At 59.2% G+C, this 22,205-nt stretch carries 18 protein-coding genes; 4 read left to right on the top strand and 14 right to left on the bottom strand.

Features of this window, described 5'->3' with window-relative positions; genetic code table 11:
• The first annotated feature begins 112 nt into the window (after positions 1-112).
• The gene (locus tag V7773_RS15930; protein ID WP_336074114.1) at positions 113-361 is read left to right on the top strand and encodes a hypothetical protein; all 249 of its coding nucleotides are present in this window, start codon (positions 113-115) and stop codon (positions 359-361) included.
• Positions 362-434: 73 nt separating this feature from the next.
• Here the strand turns inward: V7773_RS15930 and V7773_RS15925 are convergent, their stop codons facing one another.
• The 11 genes from V7773_RS15925 to sdhC form a co-directional block, all read right to left on the bottom strand.
• Positions 435-1,172 carry a DUF599 domain-containing protein gene (locus V7773_RS15925; RefSeq protein ID WP_063324846.1) on the bottom strand — a complete coding sequence of 246 codons (738 nt, stop codon included), beginning with the start codon at positions 1,170-1,172 and terminating at the stop codon, positions 435-437.
• A gap of 216 nt (positions 1,173-1,388) precedes the next feature.
• Complete coding sequence (brnQ, locus tag V7773_RS15920) at positions 1,389-2,702, bottom strand: branched-chain amino acid transport system II carrier protein (protein WP_063324845.1); 1,314 nt, start codon at positions 2,700-2,702, stop codon at positions 1,389-1,391.
• 516 nt (positions 2,703-3,218) lie between these two features.
• Positions 3,219-4,103 (bottom strand): succinate--CoA ligase subunit alpha, encoded by an 885-nt coding sequence (sucD, locus tag V7773_RS15915; protein ID WP_014339581.1) that lies wholly within the window; start codon positions 4,101-4,103, stop codon positions 3,219-3,221.
• Positions 4,103-5,269 carry an ADP-forming succinate--CoA ligase subunit beta gene (sucC, locus tag V7773_RS15910; protein WP_003179235.1) on the bottom strand — a complete coding sequence of 389 codons (1,167 nt, stop codon included), beginning with the start codon at positions 5,267-5,269 and terminating at the stop codon, positions 4,103-4,105. Before sucC ends, sucD begins: the two co-directional genes overlap by 1 nt.
• 196 nt (positions 5,270-5,465) lie before the next feature.
• Entirely contained in the window at positions 5,466-6,911 is a 1,446-nt protein-coding gene (gene lpdA / locus V7773_RS15905) for a dihydrolipoyl dehydrogenase (RefSeq protein ID WP_336074112.1), read from the bottom strand.
• A gap of 113 nt (positions 6,912-7,024) precedes the next feature.
• On the bottom strand, positions 7,025-8,248 hold the full coding sequence (gene odhB, locus V7773_RS15900) for a 2-oxoglutarate dehydrogenase complex dihydrolipoyllysine-residue succinyltransferase (protein WP_336074111.1): 1,224 nt from the start codon (positions 8,246-8,248) through the stop codon (positions 7,025-7,027).
• 42 nt (positions 8,249-8,290) lie between these two features.
• Positions 8,291-11,122, bottom strand: a complete 2,832-nt coding sequence (locus tag V7773_RS15895) for a 2-oxoglutarate dehydrogenase E1 component (RefSeq protein WP_063324842.1) — start codon at positions 11,120-11,122, stop codon at positions 8,291-8,293.
• 262 nt (positions 11,123-11,384) lie between these two features.
• The gene (locus tag V7773_RS15890; protein ID WP_003204434.1) at positions 11,385-12,089 is read right to left on the bottom strand and encodes a succinate dehydrogenase iron-sulfur subunit; all 705 of its coding nucleotides are present in this window, start codon (positions 12,087-12,089) and stop codon (positions 11,385-11,387) included.
• 11 nt (positions 12,090-12,100) lie between these two features.
• Entirely contained in the window at positions 12,101-13,873 is a 1,773-nt protein-coding gene (sdhA, locus tag V7773_RS15885; RefSeq protein WP_063324841.1) for a succinate dehydrogenase flavoprotein subunit, read from the bottom strand.
• Positions 13,874-13,876: 3 nt separating this feature from the next.
• Positions 13,877-14,245, bottom strand: coding sequence for a succinate dehydrogenase, hydrophobic membrane anchor protein (sdhD, locus tag V7773_RS15880; protein WP_003204438.1), 369 nt, complete (start codon positions 14,243-14,245; stop codon positions 13,877-13,879).
• Positions 14,239-14,613 (bottom strand): succinate dehydrogenase, cytochrome b556 subunit, encoded by a 375-nt coding sequence (gene sdhC / locus V7773_RS15875; protein ID WP_024780620.1) that lies wholly within the window; start codon positions 14,611-14,613, stop codon positions 14,239-14,241. Before sdhC ends, sdhD begins: the two co-directional genes overlap by 7 nt.
• A gap of 365 nt (positions 14,614-14,978) precedes the next feature.
• Between sdhC and gltA the strand changes: the two genes are divergently transcribed.
• Positions 14,979-16,268: a citrate synthase gene (gltA, locus tag V7773_RS15870; protein WP_014339589.1), complete on the top strand. Its 1,290-nt coding sequence runs from the start codon at positions 14,979-14,981 to the stop codon at positions 16,266-16,268.
• 281 nt (positions 16,269-16,549) lie between these two features.
• Here the strand turns inward: gltA and V7773_RS15865 are convergent, their stop codons facing one another.
• The 3 genes from V7773_RS15865 to V7773_RS15855 all read right to left on the bottom strand — a co-directional run bounded on the left by V7773_RS15865 (position 16,550) and on the right by V7773_RS15855 (position 19,599).
• Positions 16,550-18,208: a cation acetate symporter gene (locus V7773_RS15865; protein WP_336074110.1), complete on the bottom strand. Its 1,659-nt coding sequence runs from the start codon at positions 18,206-18,208 to the stop codon at positions 16,550-16,552.
• Positions 18,205-18,516 (bottom strand): DUF485 domain-containing protein, encoded by a 312-nt coding sequence (locus V7773_RS15860; RefSeq protein WP_003179217.1) that lies wholly within the window; start codon positions 18,514-18,516, stop codon positions 18,205-18,207. The genes V7773_RS15865 and V7773_RS15860 overlap by 4 nt, the downstream gene beginning before the upstream one ends.
• A 228-nt stretch (positions 18,517-18,744) precedes the next feature.
• Positions 18,745-19,599 (bottom strand): glycine betaine ABC transporter substrate-binding protein, encoded by an 855-nt coding sequence (locus V7773_RS15855; RefSeq protein WP_336074109.1) that lies wholly within the window; start codon positions 19,597-19,599, stop codon positions 18,745-18,747.
• Between the two features lie 422 nt (positions 19,600-20,021).
• On the opposite strand from V7773_RS15855, the gene V7773_RS15850 reads away from it, so the two are divergent.
• Positions 20,022-21,320 carry a serine/threonine protein kinase gene (locus V7773_RS15850; RefSeq protein WP_092224683.1) on the top strand — a complete coding sequence of 433 codons (1,299 nt, stop codon included), beginning with the start codon at positions 20,022-20,024 and terminating at the stop codon, positions 21,318-21,320.
• Positions 21,313-22,101 carry an MlaA family lipoprotein gene (locus V7773_RS15845; protein WP_063324837.1) on the top strand — a complete coding sequence of 263 codons (789 nt, stop codon included), beginning with the start codon at positions 21,313-21,315 and terminating at the stop codon, positions 22,099-22,101. The genes V7773_RS15850 and V7773_RS15845 overlap by 8 nt, the downstream gene beginning before the upstream one ends.
• Positions 22,102-22,205 lie beyond the last annotated feature (104 nt).

Genomic DNA, 22,205 nt, shown 5'->3' with positions numbered 1-22,205 from the left:
TGCACAAAGTTCCATTGCAGTGCAAAGTTATATATCTGTTACGCAACAGGAACTTAATCCGAGGGGTGGCGTTCAAAAGGCCAGTAGTTATTTCCATAAGGAGAAACACCCCATGCGTAAGACTTTTGCTATTGCCTTGATGTTGGCCGCTTCCCTCGGCCTCGCTGCCTGCGATAAAAAATCCGAGGACAAAGCTCAAGATGCCCAACAACACGCTGAGCAAGCTCAGCAAGACATGAACAAAGCACAGGATAAAGTGAACGACGCGGCGAAAGAACAGGCCGAAGCCGCCAAAGCTCAGTCTGAATCGAACAGTGCCGCCCAGCAGGAAGCACCTGCTACCGCGCCCAAATCCAACTGATACGGTTTTAGCAGTAAAGGAAAACCCGCCTGATGCGGGTTTTCTTTTGCCTGCGATTTGGCGGCACCGCCTGTCAGGCCGCTTCCTTGCCCACCTCGGACACTGGCGCTTCGGTGGGGGTATAGACCATCACGTCCAGTACATCGGAGTGAAACTCGCGCTGATACAGCACGAACACCACGCCAGCACTCATCAACATGAATAACCAGGGGCTGACGAACCACGCCAACATGGTCATGCCGAAATAATAGGAACGCAGGCCAAAGTTGAACTGGTTGGCGGCCATGGAAATGACCCGCGCAGCCCTTAGTGCAAAGGCCTTGCGCTCCTGCTCCGACACATGCCGCTCACCAATCATCGGCGCTGAGCCAATCAGCACCGCCGCGAAGTTGTACTGGCGCATGCACCAACTGAACGTGAAGAACGCATACACGAACACCAACGCCAGGCACAGCAACTTGACCTCCGCCATGCCCTGGGACGCCTGCTGCACCAAGGGTATGTCCGCCAGCAACGACACCGCCCGATCGGACGCCCCGAGTACCGTCAGGATACCGGCCAGGATGATCAATGTGCTGGAGGCGAAGAAGGATGCGTTGCGCTCCAGGTTGCCGATCACGCTGGCATCGGCGATACGGTTCTCACGCAGCAGCATGCGGCGCATCCAGTCTTCGCGGTACAGGTGCATCACGCTGGCCAGGCACGCCGTGTCGCGCGCCTTCCAGGTGGCATAACGGGTGTAGCCCGCCCAGCAGATGATGAACCAGGCGGCGGCAAGCAGGTGGATCAGGTTGGCTTGGATGAATGACATTCGATTTCCTGTATGTCTAAAAACATGACGTCTAAAGCCAGACTTGCCTTGAAATGCCGACCTGTGGGAGCAAGCTCCCACAAGGTTTTGTGCAAGCCTTTCAAGACACTGCTTCGACGTTAGCCCACGGAAAAAGACACTGCACTCAAAAAAAATGCCCCGTATCGATTGATACGGGGCATTTCGGTTCTTGCCGATGAATCTGCCTGTAGCCGCTTAAGCCAACGCTTCGCTGCGCTTGCCCAGCAGGCGATCGCACACCACCGCGACCGCCAGGGTCATCACCGAAGGCACCAGCCAGGCCAGGCCCTGCTCGCTCAGCGGCAGGTGGGCCAGTTGCGTCGGCATCCAGTCTGCCAGGCCGGCGCCCTTGAGCGCGTCGATCAGGCCAAACAGGAACGACACCAGCATCACCGGACCAACGATGCGCCCCTGCTCGTGCCAGAAATCCTTGCAGAAGCTCAGGGCCACCAGGGCGATGCACGGTGGATAGATCGCGGTGAGGACCGGAATCGAGAACGCGATCAGCTTGGTCAGGCCCAGGTTGGACACCAGCAGCGAAAACGCCGCCAGGATCACCACCAGGGTCTTGTAGGACAGCGGCAGGACACGGCTGAAGTACTCGGCGCAGGCGCAGGTCAGGCCGACTGCGGTCACCAGGCACGCCAGGGAGATGAGTACGGCGAGGAAGCCACTGCCCAGGCTGCCGAAGGTGTGTTGCACGTAGGCATGCAGCACAGCGGCGCCGTTGGTCGCCCCTGCGGCCACCTCATGGCTGCCGGAACCGAGGCGGAACAGGCTGACGTAGACCAGCGCCAGGCCCACCCCGGCGATCAGCCCGGCGATGATCGCATAGCGGGTGATCAAGGCCGGCGACTCGACGCCCCGGGAACGGATCGCGTTGACGATGACAATGCCGAACACCAAGGCGCCCAGGGTATCCATGGTCAGGTAGCCGTTGATGAATCCTTGGGAGAACGGCGCCGCGATGTACTCGGGGGTCGCCACGCCGATATCACCCGCGGGCAAGGCAAACGCCGCGATGCCGAGCACGGCCAGGGCGATGATCTTCAGTGGCGCGAGAAAGCGCCCGACGGTGTCCAGCAGGCGGCCCGGGTAGAGCGAGATGAAAAACACCAGCAGGAAATACGCGGCGCTATACAGGAACAGCGCCAGCGGGCTTTCGCCAGTCAATGGCGCCAAACCGACTTCGAACGAAACGGTGGCGGTACGCGGCGTGGCGAACAACGGGCCGACGGCCAGGTAGCACACCGCCGCCAGCAACCCGCCGGCGACCTTGCCGATAGGGCTGCTCAAGGCGTCCATCGCACCGCCCACCTTGGCCAGTGCAACCACCGTGATGACTGGCAGACCAACCGCCGTGATCAAAAAGCCCAGCGCCGCCATCCAGACATGAGGCCCGGACTGCAAACCGACGATAGGCGGGAAGATGATGTTACCGGCCCCGACGAACAGGGCAAATGTCATGAAACCAAGCGCCAGGATGTCCTGGCCTTTCAACACTTTCATTAAGGAAACCACACTACTGAATCGGAATTTAGAGAGGGATTTCCCTTATGGGTGAGGGAAATGCTGCCGATCCGTATGGGACCGACCCGTTTAGCGCGGCGCTTCCTTGTGGGCAGCGGTCGCAAAAATGGCTGCTAGCCTAACGAATTTAGCGAAAAAACGCACTGTTAAGGGGCGAACTATCCGATGCACGACGTTCGCGTGTCGCGTTTACATATCTATTTTTCCGACTCGCGCTTGTTGCATAGGAAGCAACAGGATCCTGTTTGGGCTGGGTACATGTTGAACCCTGTGGCGAGGGAGCTTGCTCCCGCTGGGCTGCGAAGCAGCCCCCATACAGGCGACCGTATTCATTCAGACAAAATGCGTTGCGTGGTTTACGACTGCTTCGCAGCCGAGCGGGAGCAAGCTCCCTCGCCACAAGAGCCGCCACAACACATGAATTCTCAAGGGCCAGAAACGACAAAGGCCACCCGAAGGTGGCCTTTGTTGCTGGAACAAAAAGTCAGCCGAAGCTTACTTCTTCATTTCCCAGCCAGTCAGCTCGGCCAGGGCCTTGCCGATGTCTGCCAGCGAACGCACGGTTTTCACGCCTGCGTCTTGCAATGCAGCGAATTTCTCGTCTGCAGTGCCTTTGCCGCCAGAGATGATTGCGCCAGCATGGCCCATGCGCTTGCCCGGAGGAGCAGTCACACCAGCGATGTAGGAAACAACCGGCTTGGTCACGTTGGCCTTGATGTAGGCAGCCGCTTCTTCTTCAGCCGAACCGCCGATCTCACCGATCATGACGATCGCTTCGGTCTTCGGGTCTTCCTGGAACAGCTTCAGGATGTCGATGAAGTTCGAGCCTGGGATCGGGTCACCGCCGATGCCGACGCAAGTCGACTGACCGAAACCGGCGTCAGTGGTCTGCTTCACAGCTTCGTAGGTCAGGGTGCCGGAACGGGAAACGATACCGACCTTGCCTGGCAAGTGAATGTGACCTGGCATGATGCCGATCTTGCATTCGCCTGGAGTGATCACGCCTGGGCAGTTAGGGCCGATCAGGGTGATACCCAGCTCGTCGCACTTGACCTTGGCTTCCAGCATGTCGATGGTCGGGATGCCTTCGGTGATGCAGACGATCAGCTTGATGCCGCCGAACGCTGCTTCAAGGATGGAGTCCTTGCAGAAAGGAGCTGGAACGTAGATCACGCTGGCGGTGGCGCCAGTGGCGGCTACAGCGTCTTTCACGGTGTTGAACACTGGCAGGCCCAGGTGCTCGGTGCCGCCCTTGCCTGGTGTTACGCCGCCAACCATCTTGGTGCCGTATTCCAGGGCTTGCTGGGTGTGGAAACTACCTTGCGAACCGGTAATGCCCTGGCAGATAACCTTGGTGTCTTTATTGATCAGGACGCTCATTATTTGCCCTCCGCAGCTTTAACGACTTGTTGAGCAGCGTCGGTCAGGCTGGTAGCAGCGATGATGTTCAAACCGCTTTCTGCCAGTACTTTAGCGCCCAGCTCAGCGTTGTTGCCTTCAAGGCGAACAACAACCGGGATTTTCACGCCAACTTCTTTCACGGCGCCGATGATGCCTTCGGCAATCATGTCGCAGCGAACGATGCCGCCGAAGATGTTGACCAGTACTGCAGCGACGTTAGTGTCGGACAGGATGATCTTGAACGCTTCGGTTACGCGTTCCTTGGTAGCACCACCGCCCACGTCGAGGAAGTTGGCTGGCTTGCCGCCATGCAGGTTGACGATGTCCATGGTACCCATGGCCAGGCCGGCACCGTTGACCATGCAGCCGATGTTGCCTTCCAGGGCTACGTAGTTCAGTTCGAACTTGGCAGCGTGCGCTTCGCGCGGATCGTCTTGCGACGGATCGTGGAAAGTCTTCAGCTTAGGCTGACGGTACATGGCGTTGGCGTCGATGTTGATCTTGGCATCGAGGCAGTGCAGGTCGCCGTCGGCCTTGATCACCAGCGGGTTCACTTCCAGCAGGGCCAGGTCGTGGTCCTGGAACAGCTTGGCCAGACCTACGAAGATCTTGGCGAATTGAGTGACCTGCTTGCCTTCCAGGCCCAGCTGGAATGCCAGCTCGCGACCCTGGAATGGCTGGGCGCCAACCAGTGGATCGATGGTGGCCTTGAGGATTTTCTCAGGGGTGTCGTGAGCGATTTTCTCGATGTCCACGCCACCTTCGGTGGAAGCCATGAACACGATGCGGCGGCTCGAACGGTCAACGACAGCGCCCAGGTACAGCTCTTTAGCGATATCAGTGCACGATTCAACCAGGATCTTGGTGACTGGCTGACCGTTGGCGTCAGTCTGGTAAGTCACCAGACGCTTGCCCAGCCACTGCTGTGCGAAGGCTTTGGCGTCTTCTTTGCTGCGAACCAGCTTGACGCCGCCCGCTTTACCGCGACCACCGGCGTGAACCTGGGCTTTGACAACCCATTCGCTGCCGCCGATTTTGTCGCAAGCTTCTGCTGCCGCTTCCGGGGTGTCTACCGCGTAACCGGTGGATACTGGCAGGCCGTACTCAGCGAACAGCTGCTTACCCTGATACTCGTGAAGATTCATGCTTATTACCGTCTTCGTTAGGTACTGCGCATTCGGTGCTGCACCGTTCTGGTGCCGCACCACCTGTGACTGCTGCTTGCGTAGCGTTCCGGTGAACCGGTGCCGCTACGCAAGGCTGCGTCCAGCGGATATTCCGCGGTGAGTCTTGCTCGCAAGGCTCACGACGGGCCATACCGCCGTGGTTTCTTATTGTCTATTAACGCTTCTTGCGGTTGGCCACGTGGATGGCGCCGCCATTTACGGCCAGGGCCGCTTCGTGCAAGGCTTCGGACAGGGTCGGATGGGAGAAGACCATCATGCCCAGATCTTCAGCGCTGGTGCCGAATTCCATGCCGATCGCGCCTTGCTGTACCAGCTCGGCAGCGCTCGGGCCAATGACGTGAACGCCCAATACGCGATCCGTCTTGGCATCGGCGATGACTTTCACAAAACCACCGGTATCGTTGGCTGCCATGGCACGGCCACTGGCTGCAAACGGGAAGGTGCCGACGTTAACTTCAACGCCTTCGGCTTTCAAGGCCTGCTCGGTCTTGCCGACCCATGCGATTTCCGGGTGGGTGTAGATAACCGAAGGGATCAGGTCGTAGTTCATCTGGGCTTTGTGGCCCTTGATGCGCTCGACGACCATGATGCCTTCCTCGGACGCCTTGTGCGCCAGCATCATGCCGCGAACCACGTCACCGATGGCGAAGACGCCCGGTACTGCGGTTGCGCACTGGTCGTCGACGGCAATGAAGCCGCGCTCGTCAATTTCCACGCCGCTATCGGCAGCCAGCAGATCGGTGGTCACCGGACGACGGCCGACCGCAACGATCAGCTTGTCGAAAGTGATGGTCTGTTCGCCATTGGCGTCGGTGTAGGTCACTACGACTTCTTCGCCGTTGACCTTCGAACCGGTCACGCGAGCGCCCAGCTTGATGTCCAGGCCCTGTTTGGTCAGGGTTTTCAGCGCTTCCTTGGAAACTGCAGTGTCAGCGGCCATCAGGAAGGTGTCGAGGGCTTCCAGTACGGTCACTTGCGCACCCAGGCGCGACCATACCGAACCCAGCTCAAGGCCGATCACGCCGGCGCCGATCACGCCCAGGCGTTTTGGCACGCTCTGGAATTCCAGGGCACCGGTGGAATCGACGATCACGTTCTGGTCGACCGGAGCCGGTGGAATGTCGATCGGACGCGAGCCTGGCGCCAGGATGACGTTTTCGGCTTCGATCACTTCAACCGAGCCGTCTGGCTTGGTCACTTCGACTTTCTTGCCCATCAGCAGCTTGCCGTGGCCCTGGATCGAAGTCACGCCGTTGGCCTTGAACAGGGTGGCAACACCCGAGGTCAGGCCTTTGACGATGTTAGCTTTGCGACCAACCATGGCAGGCACGTCAATGGTGACATTTTCGCGGTTGACACCGCCAATACCGTGAATGGCCAAGCCGTCTTGCGCTTCGTGGAACTTCCAGGAGCTGTCCAGCAGCGCCTTGGAGGGAATGCAACCGACGTTCAGGCAAGTACCGCCAAGGGCCAGCTTGCCCTCTTTGTCGGTGTATTTCTCGATGCAGGCAGTGGTGAGGCCCAGTTGCGCAGCCTTGATGGCCGCTACGTAGCCGCCAGGGCCCGCACCAATCACTACCACGTCGAATTTCTGAGTCATGAGTCATTCCTTTTCGAATCAAACCGAACGGTCACTTGTGGTGACCGTCGTGGGACGAAACCGGTTGTTTCAGCAAGAGGCCGGTCACAACAGACCGGCCCTCGCGGCGAAAATCAGATATCCAGCAGCAGACGAGCCGGATCTTCAAGCAGGTTCTTGATGGTTACCAGGAACGTCACGGCTTCTTTACCGTCGATCAGGCGGTGATCGTAGGACAGCGCCAGGTACATCATCGGACGAATCACGACCTGACCATTGATCGCCATAGGACGCTGCAGAATGTTGTGCATGCCCAGGATAGCCGCTTGCGGCGGGTTGACGATCGGGGTCGACATCATCGAACCGAATGTACCACCGTTGGTGATGGTGAACGTACCGCCGGTCATCTCTTCGATGGACAGCTTGCCGTCACGGGCCTTCTTGCCGAAGGTGGCGATGCCGCCTTCGATTTCGGCCAGGCTCATCAGTTCGGCGTTACGCAGTACTGGAACCACCAGGCCACGGTCGCTGGAAACAGCAACACCGATATCGGCGTAGCCGTGGTAGACGATGTCCGAACCGTCGATCGACGCGTTGACGGCCGGGAAGCGTTTCAGCGCTTCGGTGGCAGCCTTGACGAAGAACGACATGAAGCCCAGGCGTACGCCGTTGTGGGACTTCTCGAACAGATCCTTGTACTTCGAACGCAGGGCCATGACTTCGGTCATGTCGACTTCGTTGAAGGTGGTCAGCATCGCCATGTTCGACTGGGCTTCAACCAGACGCTTGGCCACGGTAGCGCGAACGCGGGTCATCGGAACGCGTTTTTCAACACGGTCACCGGCAGCGAACACCGGCGCGGCAGCGGCAGGCGCAGCAGCCTTGGCCGGAGCAGCGGCTGGCGCGGCTTTCTTGGCGGCAACGGCGGCAACCACGTCTTCCTTGGTCACGCGACCACCCTTGCCGGTGCCGGCAACGGAGGCGATGTTGATGCCGTTCTCTTCGGCGATCTTGCGCGCAGCAGGCGCTGCAACTGGATCGTCTTCACCGTCGGCAGCTGGAGCAGCAGCCTGGGCAGCGGCAGGAGCAGCAGCGGCCGCCGGGGCAGCGGCAGCAGCACCGCCCTCCACGATGGAGCCCAGCACTTCGGCCGACAGAACGGTCTCGCCTTCGCCCTTGACGATGGCACCCAGGACGCCGTCAGCCTCGGCCAGTACTTCCAGCACGACTTTGTCGGTTTCGATGTCGACGATCAGTTCGTCGCGCTTGACCGCATCGCCCGGTTTTTTGTGCCAGGTGGCAATGGTGCCATCGGCAACCGATTCCGGGAAAGTGGGGGCTTTGATCTCGATAGCCATTATCTGTGGTTCCTTAAATTCGGTTTCAGGTGCGCGAAGGCGTTAAACGGTAAAGGCATCTTGCAGCAGTTTTTCCTGCTGCTCGGCGTGCATCGACGCATAACCACACGCAGGTGCAGCGGACGCATCACGGCCGGCATATTCAAGACCCAGGGCCTTGTTATGGTTGCCAATGCTGCGACGCAGGTGATGCTGGCTGCTGTACCACGCGCCTTGGTTCATCGGTTCTTCCTGACACCACACCACATGGGTGAGGTTGGTGTAAGGCGCGATGGCCTCCATCAGGTCTTCTTCCGGGAACGGGTAAAGCTGCTCGATACGCACGATGGCGATGTCTTCGCGGCCTTCGGCACGACGTTTTTCCAGCAGGTCGTAGTAGACCTTGCCGCTGCACAGGACCAGGCGAGTGACCTTCGCCGCGTCCAGGGTGTCGATTTCCGAAATAACGGTCTGGAACGAGCCTTCGGCCAGATCTTCGAGCGTGGAGATCGCCAGCTTGTGACGCAGCAGCGACTTCGGTGTCAGCACGATCAGCGGCTTGCGCAGCGGACGGATGACCTGACGACGCAGCAGGTGGTAGATCTGTGCCGGCGTGGTCGGTACGCAGACCTGGACGTTGTGCTCGGCACACAGTTGCAGGTAACGCTCCAGACGTGCCGACGAGTGCTCCGGCCCCTGCCCTTCATAACCGTGCGGCAACAGCATGGTCAGACCGCAGAGACGGCCCCACTTGTGCTCGCCGCTGGTGATGAACTGGTCGACCACCACCTGGGCACCGTTGGCGAAGTCGCCGAACTGGGCTTCCCAGATCACCAGCGCATTCGGCTCGGTGGTGGAGTAGCCATATTCGAACGCCAGGACGGCTTCTTCGGACAGCAACGAATCGTACAGGTCGAAACGTGGCTGGCCCTTGTACAGGTGTTGCAGCGGGATGTAGGTGCTGGCGTCTTTCTGGTTGTGCAGCGCCGCGTGGCGGTGCGAGAAAGTGCCGCGGCCTACGTCCTGGCCGGTGATGCGCACTGGGTGACCTTCGAACGCCAGGGTCGCGTACGCCATGGTTTCGGCATAACCCCAGTTGATCGGCAGGCCGCCGGCTTGCATCTTCTGCCGGTCTTCGTAGATTTTCGCGACCTGGCGCTGAACCACGAAGCCGTCCGGGATTTCCAGCAGCTTGGCGGACAGTTCCTGCAGGGTCTTGAGGTCGAAACGGGTGTCGTGACGCGCGGTCCAGGCGTGGCCCAGGTATGGACGCCAGTCCACGAACAGCTCTTTGTTCGGCTCTTTGACCAGGCTTTTTACAACGTGCAGGCCATTGTCCAGGGCATTGCGATATTCATCGACTTTTTCCTGGACGCGCGCTGCATCCAGCACACCGCTCTGGGTCAGGCGCTCGGCATACAGCTCACGGGTGGTGCGCTGCTTGGCGATCTGCTGGTACATCAGAGGCTGGGTGCCGCTTGGCTCGTCGGCCTCGTTGTGGCCGCGACGACGGTAGCAGACCAGGTCGATCACCACGTCGCGCTTGTACTGCATGCGGTAGTCGATGGCCAACTGGGTCACGAACAGTACGGCTTCCGGGTCATCGCCATTCACATGGAGAATCGGCGCCTGGATCATCTTCGCAACGTCGGTGCAGTACTCGGTGGAACGCGAGTCTTCCGGGTTGCTGATGGTGAAGCCGACCTGGTTGTTGATCACCAGGTGGATGGTACCGCCCGTCTTGAAGCCGCGGGTCTGCGACATCTGGAAGGTTTCCATGACCACGCCCTGACCTGCGAACGCAGCGTCACCGTGGATGGAAATCGGCAGGACCTTTTCACCGGTCGGATCGTTGCGACGATCCTGGCGAGCACGGACCGAACCCTCGACCACCGGGGAAACGATTTCCAGGTGGGATGGGTTGAAGGCCATGGCCAGGTGCACTTCGCCACCTGTGGTCATCACGTTGGACGAGAAGCCCTGGTGGTATTTCACGTCACCGGAACCCAGCTCGACCTTCTTCTTGCCTTCGAACTCGTCGAACAGCTCGCGCGGGTTCTTGCCGAAGGTATTGACCAGCACGTTCAGGCGACCACGGTGGGCCATGCCAATGACAACTTCCTTGGTGCCGTAGGAACCCGAACGCTGGATCAGCTCGTCCAGCAGCGGGATCAGGCTTTCGCCACCTTCCAGGCCGAAACGCTTGGTGCCCGGGTATTTGGTGCCCAGGTACTTTTCCAGGCCTTCGGCGGCGGTGACGCGCTCGAGCAAGTGGCTCTTGATATCAGCGGAGTACGTCGGACGACCACGAACGCTTTCCAGACGCTGCTGGAACCACTGGCGCTGCTCGGAATCGACGATGTGCGTAAATTCAGCGCCGATGGTGCGGCAATATGTCTGCTGCAACGCTTCGTGAATTTCGCGTAGGCTCGCTTCCTCTTTGCCGATGAACAGGTCGCCGGCACGGAAGGTCGTATCAAGATCGGCATTGGTCAAGCCGTAGTGAGTGATCGACAGGTCTGCAGGTGCAGGACGCTGCCACAGCCCCAGCGGGTCAAGCTGGGCTGCCTGGTGGCCACGCATCCGGTAGGCCTGGATCAGTCGCAGCACTTCAACTTGCTTCTTCTCGTGTTCGGAGCTCACGCTGCCGGCAGATACCGGTTGAGCGCGGCGCTGGTTCTTTGCCAGCAACACGAAATGATCGCGAATCGTCGAGTGCGAAACATCAGTGGCAGAATTACCGTCGGCCGGTAGCTTCTGAAAGTAGGTGCGCCATTCTTCTGGCACAGCGTTAGGGTCGTGCAGGTAGAGCTCGTAAAGCTCTTCCACATAGGCAGCGTTACCACCGGAAAGGTGGGCACTGTTCCACATGCGCTGCATCACGCTTTCTTGCATGCTTGGTCACCCTCGATTAGGGGAACACCACCGGCGAAAACACCGAGCAAACTTGCAGAAGTCCGAGTGCAGCGACTAAAACAAGCCACTTAGGATCACGCTGATAGTCCGGGTACCAGCCCGGATGCCCCTGCTTGTCTCATTTCTTCAAAATAAGAACCGCCGCTTTGTGAGCGGCTGTTCTGGTTATAGCCAAGACGCGGGTTGAAGCCCGCGCCCTGGCCTTTACGGGTACAACGGTCCTACGGGTACAGCAGCTGAATCAAACGCCGCTTTGCAGCAGCATGTTACGAATGTGACCGATGGCCTTAGTCGGGTTCAGGCCTTTCGGGCAGACGTTGACGCAGTTCATGATCCCGCGGCAGCGGAATACGCTGAACGGGTCATCCAGCGAAGCCAGACGCTCGGACGTCTTGGTGTCACGGCTGTCTGCCAGGAAGCGGTACGCTTGCAGCAGGGCGGCCGGGCCCAGGAACTTGTCCGGGTTCCACCAGAACGATGGGCACGAGGTCGAGCAGCAAGCGCACAGGATGCACTCGTACAGACCGTCGAGCTTCTCACGCTCTTCAGGAGTCTGCAGACGCTCGATGGCCGGAGCCGGCGTGTCGTTCTGCAGGAATGGCTTCACCTTCTCGTATTGCTTGTAGAAGATGCTCATATCGACGACCAGGTCACGGATAACCGGCAAACCTGGCAGCGGACGAACGATCAGCTTGTTGCCCTTGACCACGGCCGACAGCGGCGTGATGCAGGCCAGGCCGTTCTTGCCGTTGATGTTCATGCCGTCGGAGCCGCAAACGCCCTCACGGCAGGAACGACGGTAGGAGAAACCTTCGTCCTGTTCCTTGATCAGGGCCAGCACGTCCAGCACCATCAGGTCTTTACCACCGGTATCGACCTGAAAGTCCTGCATGAACGGCGCAGCGTCCTGATCAGGGTTGTAGCGATAAACACTGACTTGCAACATAGCGGTCACCCTTAATAAGTCCGGACTTTTGGTTCGAAAGTCGGAACAGTCTTCGGCGAGAAGTTCACGGCACGCTTGGCGACGCGTTTTTCACCCGGGAAGTACAAGGTGTGGCACAGCCAGTTTTCGTCGTCACGGTCTTCGAAGTCTTCGCGGGCGTGGGCGCCACGGGACTCTTTACGCACTTCTGCGGCGATGGCGGTGGCTTCAGCCACTTCCAGCAGGTTCTGCAACTCCAGCGCTTCGATACGGGCAGTGTTGAACGCCTGCGACTTATCGTTGATCTTCACGTTGGCGATTCGTTCACGCAATTGCGCCAGCTGGGCAATACCCTTCTGCATGTATTCGCCGGTACGGAATACACCGAAGTAGTTCTGCATGCAGTTTTGCAACTCGCGACGCAGGGTCGCCACGTCTTCGCCTTCGGTACGCTCGTTCAGGGCGGACAGACGCGCCAGGGCGGCTTCGATGTTGGCGTCGGTGGCATCGTCATATTCGATACCGTCGGACAGGGCTTTTTCCAGGTGCAGGCCGGCAGCGCGACCGAAGACCACCAGGTCGAGCAACGAGTTGCCGCCCAGGCGGTTGGCACCGTGGACCGATACGCAAGCCACTTCACCCACTGCGAACAGGCCAGGGATGATTTCGTCCACGCCTTCGGCGTTCTGGGTGATTGCCTGGCCGTGAATGTTGGTGGCAACGCCGCCCATCATATAGTGGCAGGTTGGAACCACCGGAACCGGCGCAACGACTGGATCGACGTGAGCGAAGGTCTTGGACAGTTCGCAGATGCCTGGCAGACGGCTGTGCAGCACTTCCTCGCCCAGGTGGTCGAGCTTGAGCATCACGTGGTCGCCATTCGGACCGCAACCGTTGCCAGCGATGATTTCTTTAACCATCGAACGGGCAACCACGTCACGACCGGCAAGGTCCTTGGCGTTCGGAGCATAACGCTCCATGAAACGCTCGCCGTGCTTGTTGATCAGGTAACCACCTTCGCCACGGCAACCTTCGGTCACCAGTACACCGGCACCGGCGATGCCGGTTGGGTGGAACTGCCACATTTCGATGTCTTGCACCGGCACGCCAGCACGCAGGGCCATGCCGACGCCGTCACCGGTGTTGATCAGGGCATTGGTGGTGGATGCGTAGATACGGCCTGCACCGCCGGTCGCCAGTACGGTGGCCTTGGCGCGGATGTAGGTGGTTTCGCCGGTTTCGATGCAGATCGCGATCACACCGACGAAGGCGCCGTCCTGGTTCTTCACCAGGTCAACGGCGTAGTACTCGTTCAGGAACGTGGTACCGGCTTTCAGGTTGCCCTGGTACAGGGTGTGCAGCAGCGCGTGACCGGTACGGTCGGACGCCGCGCAAGTACGCGCAGCCTGGCCGCCCTTGCCGTAGTCCTTGGACTGGCCACCGAACGGACGCTGATAGATACGACCTTGCTCGGTACGCGAGAATGGCATACCCATGTGGTCCAGTTCGAACACCGCGGCCGGGCCTTCCTGACACATGTATTCGATAGCGTCCTGGTCACCGATGTAGTCGGAACCCTTGACGGTATCGTACATGTGCCAGCGCCAGTCATCGTTCGGGTCGGCCGAGGCGATGGCGCAGGTGATGCCGCCCTGGGCGGAAACAGTGTGCGAACGGGTCGGGAAAACCTTGGTGATCACGGCAGTCTTGTGACCGCCCTGTGCCAGCTGCAGCGCTGCGCGCATGCCGGCACCGCCGCCACCAATGATGATAGCGTCGAAAGAAATCGTTGGAATGTTAGCCATGGATCAGATACCCCAGAGAATCTGCACACCCCAGACGAAGTAAGCGAACATCGCAACGCCGCATACTGCCTGGAAGAGGAAACGTACGGCAGTCGCCGACTTGCCGAACGCCATTGGCGTCAGGTAGTCGGTCGCGATGGTCCACATGCCGACCCAGGCGTGAGCGCCTAGTGCGACAAGTGCCAGCAGACTGAAGATACGCATCCAGTTGTTTGCGAACAGTTCATGCCATTGGGCGTAGCCCAGGCCTGGGTTTGCTACGACATATCCGATCAGGAAGATGAAGTAAGCCGCGAGAACGACCGCAGACACACGCTGGGCCATCCAGTCATAGAGGCCCGAACGCGAAAGGTTCGTGACGTTGGTTACCATATCCAAACTCCTGCCAGAACGATTACCACCACGGAAACGGCGATAACGATTTTCGAGCCCAGCTTGCCGCCTTCCAGCGTCTCACCGATGCCCATGTCCATGATCAAGTGGCGCACACCGGCAACCAAGTGATACAGCAAGGCGGACAGGATGCCCCAAATCACTAGCTTGGCTAGCGGACTGGTCAGACACGCTTTCACCTGACCGAAGCCTTCTTCCGAATCGAGCGACTTGTCCAATGCATAAAGCATGATGGCCAGGCTGACGAAGAGGATGACACCGGAAATACGGTGAAGAATGGACGTGTAAGCAGTGACTGGGAGTTTGATGGTCCTTAGGTCTAGGTTTACAGGTCGTTGGCTTTTCACGGCTTTTTTTTCACACTGAAGAGCCCCTAACAATCAGGGCAAAGTTGTTGGGGCGCGCACTGGTCAGGTACTCACCACCCAGGGAGTGACGACCCCCAAGAAAGCAGGCCCAAAAGCCCCTGGCGGTCGGTGGCCGAGTATAGACAGTTAGGCTACTAATGACAACGCGTTCACCTTCCCCTAATAGCGCATTGCACATACGGCGCAAAAGGCGTAAACGGCAGGTAATTTCGCGGAAAAAGTCCGGTTAAAGCCTTCTGGAGCAAGACTTTAGGCAAATTGACATTCGGATTTATCTCACTATAGTGGTGCGGGCCCTGCGTGGGGGGTCTGTCTGATGATTCCAAGCATTAATAGGAGGCCACATGGCTGACAAAAAAGCGCAGTTGATCATCGAGGGCGCAGCCCCCGTCGAGCTGCCCATTTTAACCGGCACCGTTGGTCCCGATGTAATCGACGTACGGGGCCTGACGGCCACGGGCCGTTTCACCTTTGACCCAGGTTTCATGTCGACCGCCTCGTGCGAGTCGAAAATCACCTATATCGACGGCGACAACGGCATCCTGCTGCACCGCGGCTACCCGATCGAGCAACTGGCTGAAAAATCGGACTACCTGGAAACCTGCTACCTGCTGCTCAACGGCGAGCTGCCAACCGCAGAGCAAAAGGCCCAGTTCGTCAGCACCGTGAAGAACCACACCATGGTTCACGAACAGTTGAAGACCTTCTTCAACGGTTTCCGTCGCGACGCCCACCCGATGGCCGTCATGTGCGGCGTTGTCGGCGCCCTCTCGGCTTTCTACCACGACTCCCTGGACATCAATAACCCCCAGCATCGCGAAATCTCCGCGATCCGCCTGGTGGCGAAGATGCCGACCCTGGCAGCCATGGTCTACAAGTACTCCATGGGCCAGCCCATGATGTACCCGCGCAACGACCTGACCTATGCAGAGAACTTCCTGCATATGATGTTCAACACCCCGTGCGAGATCAAACCGATCAGCCCGGTGCTCGCCAAGGCCATGGACCGGATCTTCATCCTCCATGCCGACCACGAGCAGAACGCCTCCACGTCCACCGTGCGCCTGGCCGGCTCCTCGGGTGCCAACCCGTTCGCCTGTATCGCCGCCGGTATCGCCGCACTCTGGGGCCCAGCCCACGGCGGTGCCAACGAAGCGGTACTGACCATGCTCGATGAAATCGGCGATGTCTCGAACATCGACAAGTTCATCGCCAAGGCCAAGGACAAGAACGATCCGTTCAAGCTGATGGGCTTCGGTCACCGGGTCTACAAGAACCGCGACCCGCGCGCCACCGTCATGAAGCAGACCTGCGACGAAGTGCTCAAGGAACTGGGGATCACGAACGATCCGCAACTCGAACTGGCCATGCGCCTGGAAGAGATCGCCCTGACCGACCCATACTTCATCGAACGCTCGCTGTACCCGAACGTCGACTTCTACTCGGGGATCATCCTCAAAGCGATCGGCATTCCAACCAGCATGTTCACCGTGATCTTCGCCCTGGCGCGGACCGTCGGCTGGATCTCCCACTGGAAGGAAATGCTCTCCAGCCCGTACAAGATTGGCCGTCCGCGCCAGCTGTACACCGGCTACGAGTCGCGTGACATCACCCAGCTGGAAGACCGCAAGTAAGACCTGCCTTGCGATAGGTTCAAAGCTGTACTGAAACAGCCCCTGCTTCTTATATAAGAGCAGGGGCTGTTTTGTTTGCGCCTCTTTATTATCTGATCCAGAAACTGACAGCCCCGGCGTCATAGCAAGCAAGCTCCCACAGAATGAACGCGCTCCAATGTGGGAGCAAGCTTGCTCGCGATGGCGGCAGACCTGCCCCCCCCCATAAACCCGGCACAAAAAAATACCCCAGCCTCTCGACCGGGGTATTTCTTCAAGCACTACGCTTACAACTTACCGTATCAGTGGTTAACCGCCCCACTCGCCCCCAAACCAGTCTGCGAACGCACGAACTGCGGGAAGAACAGCGCCCGCTCGTTTGCACCTTCCGCCGACTTGTCGGTAATGGAGAAGAACCAGATGCCGACGAAGGCGATGGCCATCGAGAACAGCGCAGGGTATTCATACGGGAAGATCGCCTTCTCGTGACCCATGATCTGCACCCAGATGGTCGGGCCGAGGATCATCAGGCCCACGGCACTGACCAGGCCCAGCCAGCCGCCAATCATGGCGCCACGGGTGGTCAGCTTCTTCCAGTACATCGAAAGCAGCAGTACCGGGAAGTTGCAGCTCGCCGCGATGGAGAACGCCAGGCCGACCATGAACGCGATGTTCTGCTTCTCGAACAGGATACCCAGGGTGATCGCCAGCACCGCCAGGGCAATGGTGGTGATTTTCGAGACGCGGATCTCATCCTTCTCGTTGACCCTGCCTTTCCTGATCACGCTGGCATACAGGTCATGGGACACCGCCGAGGCACCGGCCAAGGTCAGGCCCGCGACTACCGCCAGGATGGTGGCAAAGGCTACCGCCGAGATGAAGCCGAGGAAGATGCTGCCGCCCACGGCATTGGCCAGGTGCACCGCCGCCATGTTGTTACCGCCGAGCAAGGCACCTGCAGCGTCCTTGAAGGCCGGGTTGGTGCTGACCAGCAGGATCGCGCCAAAGCCGATGATAAAGGTCAGGATGTAGAAGTAACCGATGAAGCCGGTGGCATACAGCACGCTCTTGCGCGCTTCCTTGGCGTCGCTCACGGTGAAGAAGCGCATCAGGATGTGTGGCAGGCCAGCGGTACCGAACATCAGCGCCAGACCGAGGGAGAAGGCCGAGATCGGATCCTTCACCAGGCCGCCAGGGCTCATGATCGCCTCACCCTTAGGGTGAACCTTGACCGCTTCGGCAAACAGCATGTTGAAGTCAAAGTTGACGTGCTTCATCACCATCAGCGCCATGAACGAAGCACCCGACAGCAACAGCACCGCCTTGATGATCTGTACCCAGGTGGTGGCCAGCATGCCGCCGAACAACACGTAGAGGCACATCAGGATGCCCACCAGGATCACCGCAACGTGGTAGTCCAGGCCGAACAGCAGCTGGATCAGCTTGCCGGCACCGACCATTTGCGCGATCAGGTAGAACGCCACCACCACCAGCGAGCCGCTGGCGGACAGACTGCGGATCTGGGTTTGCCCGAGGCGATAGGACGCCACGTCGGCAAAGGTGTATTTACCCAGGTTACGCAGGCGCTCAGCGATCAGGAACAGAATGATCGGCCAGCCCACCAGGAAGCCGATGGAGTAGATCAGGCCGTCATAACCGGAGGTGAACACCAACGCGGAAATGCCCAGGAAAGACGCCGCCGACATGTAGTCGCCAGCAATTGCCAGGCCGTTCTGGAAGCCGGTGATCTTGCCGCCGGCCGCATAGTAGTCGGCCGCCGAGTTGTTTTTCTTGGACGCCCAGTAGGTGATGTATAAAGTCGCGCCGACGAAGGCAACGAACATCAGGATCGCCGCGACGTTAAGGGGTTGCCTCTGCACGGCACCGGTCAGGGCTTCAGCCGCCCAGGCGCCCGGGGCGAACGCTGCGATGCTCAATAGGGCCAGTAGACGCCGGATCATTGCTGAGCCTCCTTGAGAATCGCATTGTTCAGGTCGTCGAACTCGCCGTTGGCGCGCCGTACGTAGATTGCAGTCAGAACGAAAGCCGAGAGAATCAGGCCGACACCGATGGGAATACCCCAGGTCATGGTGGACTCAGGCGTGATCTTGGCCCCGAGAATGTGTGGCCCGTAGGCGATCAGAAGAATGAAGCCGGAATACAACCCAAGCATAATCGCCGAGAGAATCCAGGCGAACTTTTCTCTTTTTCGAACCAGCTCCTTGAAGCGCGGGCTGTTTTGAATCGAGAGGTAAATGCTGTCGTTCATTGTTTTTATCCTCGCAGCACAGATTTAATTGGAACAGCCCTACTCTATGCGGCTCAAGGCCAGGTTCCAGACGACCTTAGTATTAGAACGACATGACGGCTTTACCAGTTTCCCGCACATTATTGGTATTCCCCCCTGTGGGGAGCGGTGCCAATCGAAGAATTGCAGGCACAAAAAAACCGCATGACACAACGCCATGCGGTTTTCGAGCCAGCCAAACCAGGTGAGTTACTTGCCGGTCCACTCTTTTACACGGTCCGGGTGCTTGGCGACCCAGTCCTTGGCCGCTGCGTCCGGCTTAGCCCCTTCCTGGATCGCCAGCATGACTTCGCCGATCTCGTCTTTCGAAGCCCACTGGAACTTCTTCAGGAACTCGGCCACTTCCGGCGCCTTCGCGCCCAGTTCCTTGCTGCCGATGCTGTTTACAGTCTCAGCCGCGCCGTAGACGCCTTTCGGGTCTTCCAGGAAGCGCAGTTTCCACTTGGCGAACATCCAGTGCGGCACCCAACCGGTGACCGCGATGGATTCGTTTTTCTTCTCGGCACGGGTCAGCTCGGCAATCATGCCGGCACCAGAACTGGCCTTGAGTTGATAACCGGTCAGGTCGTAGTCCTTGATTGCCTGTTCGGTCTTGAGCATCACGCCTGAACCGGCATCGATGCCGACGATGCGCTTCTTGAAGGAGTCGTCGGTCTTGAGATCCTCGAGCGACTTGGCCTTGACGTACTCCGGCACGATCAGGCCGATTTTGGCGTCCTTGAAGTTCGGGCCATAATCGATCACTTGGTCCTTGTTCTTGGTCCAATAATCGCCGTGAGTCACCGGCAGCCAAGCCGAAAGCATCGCGTCGAGTTTGCCGGTAGCCACGCCTTGCCACATGATCCCGGTCGCGACCGCTTGCAGCTTCACGTCATAACCGAGTTTCTGCTTGATCACTTCGGCGGCCACGTGAGTGGTCGCGACGCTGTCGGACCAGCCGTCAACGTAACCGATGCTCAGGGTTTTGGTTTCGGCGCTAGCCAGTGTGGAGCTGATCGCCAGTACCAGTGCGGCACCTGCGCCCAAGAGTCGTCGCATCTTCATCGTTACTTCCCCGAAAGTGCTGCGCCCGGCGGATGCCGAGCGGCGTCAACGTATAGTTATGGTGGCAGCGCCCCCATCACGCCCGCTTAGAAACCGGCTCGAACGTCAGTGGAGTACTGACCTGTCGATCATCAACCCGCGCCGATCTGGAACCTGCTCTGCCTGCGACGTCGAGGCAACGAGAAACGACATCAGAACGCCAGCTCTCAGTTCCGGGCATTTGTAGCTCCATCACACATGAGATTTAGCAGTCAAATCCGGCAAACGCCAGATAACTAGCCGCCAGCACGCACGACCGTGTATCGTCCCGCTACTATCGCACCCCGTCCGTGCCTGTTTTGTGCCCGTCATGGCACTTGGCTCCGCTTCGGTGGTCATAGCCTGCGAACCTCATTCGGCACCTTCCTCTAAGGGATCCAGTCATGCTCCGTTCCTTGCGCTTCGCTGCCCTTCTCGGCGGCCTTATCCTGAGTGCGTCCGCGCTGGCGGCAGACATTGACGCCGCCAGCTATGGCTACCCCTTGACCAACCCGTTCGAAGCGACCATCGCCACCACTCCGCCGGACCTGCGCCCGGAGCTGCCGCTGATCGAAGATATCAATCAGGCGGACCACAGCCTGACCCTGCGCCCGGAACGCGAGTTCATCCTGCCGGACAACTTCTGGCCGGTGAAAAGCCTCACTTACCGCATGGCCACCCAGGACAAACCCGCGCCGCTGATCTTCCTCATCGCCGGCACCGGTGCGCGCTTTGACAGTAGCATTAATGAATACCTCAAGCGCCTCTACTACAAGGCCGGCTACCACGTGGTGCAGTTGTCCTCGCCCACCAGCTTCGACTTCATGAGCGCCGCCTCACGCTTTGCCACCCCGGGCATCAGCAAGGAAGACGCCGAAGACATGTACCGGGTGATGCAAGCCGTGCGCGCGCAGAACCCCAAGCTGCCAGTGACCGAGTATTACCTGACCGGCTACAGCCTCGGCGCCCTGGACGCGGCCTTCGTCGCACACCTGGACGAAACCCGGCGCAGCTTCAATTTCAAGAAAGTGCTGTTGCTCAACCCACCGGTGAACCTCTACACCTCGATCACCAACCTGGACAAACTGGTCCAGACCGAGGTCAAGGGCATCAACAGCACCACCACGTTCTACGAACTGGTACTGAACAAGCTGACGCGCTACTTCCAGCAAAAAGGCTACATCGACCTCAACGATGCGCTGCTCTATGACTTCCAGCAGTCCAAGCAACACTTGAGCAACGAGCAGATGGCCATGCTGATCGGCACCTCGTTCCGTTTCTCGGCGGCCGACATCGCGTTCACTTCGGACCTGATCAATCGGCGCGGGCTGATCATCCCGCCCAAGTTCCCGATTACCGAAAGCACCAGCCTGACGCCGTTCCTCAAGCGTGCACTGCAATGCGATTTCGACTGTTACCTCACCGAGCAGGTGATTCCGATGTGGCGCGCGCGCACTGACGGCGGCAGCCTGTTGCAACTGGTCGACCAGGTCAGCCTGTACGCGCTGAAGGATTACCTGCACGACAGCCCGAAGATCTCCGTCATGCACAACGCTGACGACGTGATCCTCGGCCCGGGTGACCTGGGCTTCCTGCGCAAGACCTTTGGCGACCGCTTGACGGTTTATCCACTGGGCGGCCATTGCGGCAACATTAATTACCGCGTCAACAGCGACGCGATGCTGGAGTTCTTCCGTGGCTAAATATCTCCTGCTTATCGCTGCGTTAATGAGTGCTGGCCTGGCCCAGGCCGATAACAGCAAGGCCAATGCGCCTGTGGTGGTGGACTCCGACGGTTTCAAGGAGCCGTTGAGCAAGCTCAAGTTCAACCCGGGGCTGGACCAGCGTGAGTTCGAACGCTCGACGCTCAATGCCTTGAACGTCTATGACCCGCTGGAATCCTGGAACCGCCGCGTCTACCACTTCAACTACCGCTTCGACCAATGGGTCTTCCTGCCGGTGGTCGATGGCTACCGCTACGTCACGCCCAGCTTCGTGCGCACCGGCGTCAGCAACTTCTTCAACAACCTGGGGGATGTGCCGAACCTGATGAACAGCCTGCTGCAATTCAAGGGCAAGCGTTCGATGGAAACCACGGCGCGCCTGCTGCTCAACACCACCGTCGGCATCGCCGGCCTGTGGGACCCGGCCACCGCCATGGGCCTGCCGCGCCAGAGCGAAGACTTCGGCCAGACCCTGGGCTTCTATGGCGTGCCGGGCGGCGCGTACTTCGTATTGCCGATCTTCGGCCCTTCGAACCTGCGCGACACCTCAGGCTTGTTGGTGGACTACACGGCTGAATCAGCGATCAACTACCTCAATGTCGCCGAAGTCAGCGCCAACCACCCGGAATTGCTGCTTCTGCGCGGCGTCGACAAACGCTACCAGACCAGCTTCCGCTACGGGCAACTGAACTCGCCGTTCGAGTATGAGAAGGTGCGCTACGTGTACACCGAGTCGCGCAAGTTGCAGATTGCCGAGTAACTTTCGGCCACCCCACAACCCGCTGTGGGAGCGAGCTTGCTGGCGATGAAGGCCTGACATTCAACCTTTATGTTGTCTGACAGACCGCTATCGCGAGCAAGCTC

Origin of the sequence: Pseudomonas sp. 3JA (assembly GCF_036961705.1) — a bacterium.
GTDB lineage: Bacteria > Pseudomonadota > Gammaproteobacteria > Pseudomonadales > Pseudomonadaceae > Aquipseudomonas > Aquipseudomonas fluorescens_Q.
This window is presented reverse-complemented; position numbering and strand designations above follow the sequence as displayed.